At 34.9% G+C, this 2,358-nt stretch carries 4 protein-coding genes; all 4 read right to left on the bottom strand.

Annotated features, from left to right (window positions below; translation table 11 throughout):
• Nucleotides 1-121: 121 nt before the first annotated feature.
• Entirely contained in the window at nucleotides 122-481 is a 360-nt protein-coding gene (locus H4J76_RS19375) for a hypothetical protein (protein ID WP_182231130.1), read from the bottom strand.
• 117 nt (nucleotides 482-598) lie between these two features.
• Nucleotides 599-964, bottom strand: coding sequence for a hypothetical protein (locus H4J76_RS19370; RefSeq protein WP_182231129.1), 366 nt, complete (start codon nucleotides 962-964; stop codon nucleotides 599-601).
• A gap of 119 nt (nucleotides 965-1,083) precedes the next feature.
• On the bottom strand, nucleotides 1,084-1,461 hold the full coding sequence (locus H4J76_RS19365; RefSeq protein WP_182231128.1) for a hypothetical protein: 378 nt from the start codon (nucleotides 1,459-1,461) through the stop codon (nucleotides 1,084-1,086).
• 400 nt (nucleotides 1,462-1,861) lie between these two features.
• A complete protein-coding gene (locus H4J76_RS19360; protein ID WP_182231127.1) occupies nucleotides 1,862-2,215 on the bottom strand; it encodes a hypothetical protein in 354 nt (117 codons plus the stop codon).
• Between the last annotated feature and the right edge of the window lie 143 nt (nucleotides 2,216-2,358).

Raw genomic sequence — 2,358 nt, 5'->3', positions numbered from 1 at the left:
TTTAAACAATAAAACGAAGTGGCGATTACACCTAACGCCACGTTAAGCGGCAAAAAATTGTTGGCTAAAATTGTGAACGGAGTGAAACAGCCAACTGTTTTTTGTCCGTTTGAACGCCTTGTTAGAAAAGCCTTTGCTCCAACTGTGCAACAACCTTATCTGAAGATTTACAGCCCGTTGAAAACTCACTACGACTAACAAATATTTTTTCTTTGGTGATTCCACCAGAGTTTACAGTTAACCAATAATGGGGCATTTCTTCCCAAGAGTTAAGCATAAAATAGTTACACCACAAATAACCGATATCTTTAGATAACAAAGTTGCTTCACCGTAATTCAAAATGACGCTACTTACGGGATCTTTTTTACCAGAAATATATTTTTCGATGACAATAGAATCCACATCAGAAGGCAATCCCTTTTGAGGGAATAAACCTAAAAATATATACCCTACAATTATCACAACAACTAGATACTTCATTGGCTTTCTAACGCCCCATTAAGAGGCAAATAATTGTTGGCTAAAATAAGCGACGAAGGAGCAAATAGCCAGCTGTTATTTGTCCTGCTTGAATGGCTTGTTAGCTGTGCATTACCCTTAAACTATTTTTAATAAATATATTAAAGGCATGGTTAAAGTAACAAAACCAATAAATAAAATTGAAGTACTACGCTCTGGTATTGCATGAAGTGTGAGAAATGGCATTTGTTTTAAAGACTCAAGTGTTGGAATAAATAAAATAGAGTAAGATTCGAAAGTTTTAAATTTATTAACAACATTAGCGAAAAACACCTTAACCCCTGCCACATAGAGTAAAACAAAAGTTGAAGCGCCTAATAGTTCTACTAGTGCCATTAACTCCATACTTATCATGACCTCTGGTCCAGCAACCAGAATAACAATTAACATAGCTAAGGTTTTCCAAACACTTTTAGAGCATTTTTCTTTTAACCGCTTTAACACCTAACTCTCCTTGTAAAGCTAACGCCTTGCTAAGCGGCGCAAAATAGTTGGCTAAAATGTGCGAGGAACGAAGCGCAGCCAACTGTTATGCGTCCGTTTGAGCAACTTGTTATGTGCAATTACTGCCAAAACCCCAATTCCCAGCCTGATAAAACAAACTGAAAAATCAATAAAACTGCTGTGAATAAAGCCAATTTCTTACGTGTTTTATAGCGTGTTATAAAATACCCAAGTAGTAATAAGTCGTAAAGAACTATAACAATTAATAACAATAAGGATATCCAACTTCCTAATGATAAGTGTGTTCCATGAATATCAAAAATATAGTCAAAAGGGACAATAAATAACTTGGGTTCTATACCAATCAAAATACCAAAGATTGGAAGAATGAAAAATTTGATATATCTACTCAAAGTCTGAAACCCATTTGCACATAACGCCCTGTTAAGGGGCAAATTGTAGTTGACTAAAATGTGAAGCGAAGCGGAACCAGCCAACTGTAATTTGTCCCCCTTAAACAGCTTGTTATAAGTATTATGCGCCTTGCTTATCTCTGACTTTCTTAAGAACAAACAATACAATTATATATACAAGGAAAATAGCTAAACTTAAAACCCATGTATAAGTTGGTTTAACAAAGCCACTGAAAGTCCATCCTTGAATGAAATAGCTAACGATACTTTCATAATTTTCAGCACCGTTAATTATTACATATGAAATAAGCCAACATATTAAATAAGAAACTGTAATGTAGATAACTTTATTCAAATCATACTCATAAATTTAAATACTTATAACGCCCCACTAAGAGGCTTTTAATTGTTGGTTAAAATGTGAAGCGAAGCGGAACCTAACCAACTGTTAAAAGTCCTGCTTGAGTGGCTTGTTAGCCGTGCTTTACACCAAATCTATTTCAGTGCTGATTAATGATTCCCCAACAGCCAAAACAATAAATCCAGGAATAATATGACACAAAATTAATGGAAACTCATTGATGACAGGACGGGTAGGAATAAAGAAATATGGATCTATTTTTTTAAAGTAATTATAAAAAGGCATCAAAACCGGCTTGATCCAGTTGTGGAAGTAAAACCCTACAACTGAAATTATTTGCACCTCGATTAATAGTGAGAACATTTCTAAACCGACAGCGTCTATGAAAGCGCTCATAACGATAAACTCAGGGTTCAGCATTAAAAGACCAATAATAATTAATGTTAATACTTTCCAAAACCAATCTATAATTTTCATCACAATTCTCGGTACGGCTAACAATTAAGCATTTATCTCTTGTCGAAGCATGAGAGATAAATGTCCTGTTGGACTGAGCCGCTAGGCACCGTCTATATGGTTTTTGTTTATTGAGTCATTTCAGTGACAGGAAGGGGTTTAAC

Origin of the sequence: Colwellia sp. BRX9-1, assembly GCF_014077195.1 — a bacterium.
Lineage (GTDB): Bacteria > Pseudomonadota > Gammaproteobacteria > Enterobacterales > Alteromonadaceae > Colwellia_A.
The sequence above is the reverse complement of the archived record's forward strand: the minus strand, read 5'-3'. Positions and strand labels throughout refer to the sequence as shown.

Coding starts and splice junctions, on each gene's coding strand:
- H4J76_RS19360 (WP_182231127.1), bottom strand. CDS start 2,215: ATGAAAATTATAGATTGGTTTTGGAAAGTATTAACATTAATTATTATT.
- H4J76_RS19375 (WP_182231130.1), bottom strand. CDS start 481: ATGAAGTATCTAGTTGTTGTGATAATTGTAGGGTATATATTTTTAGGT.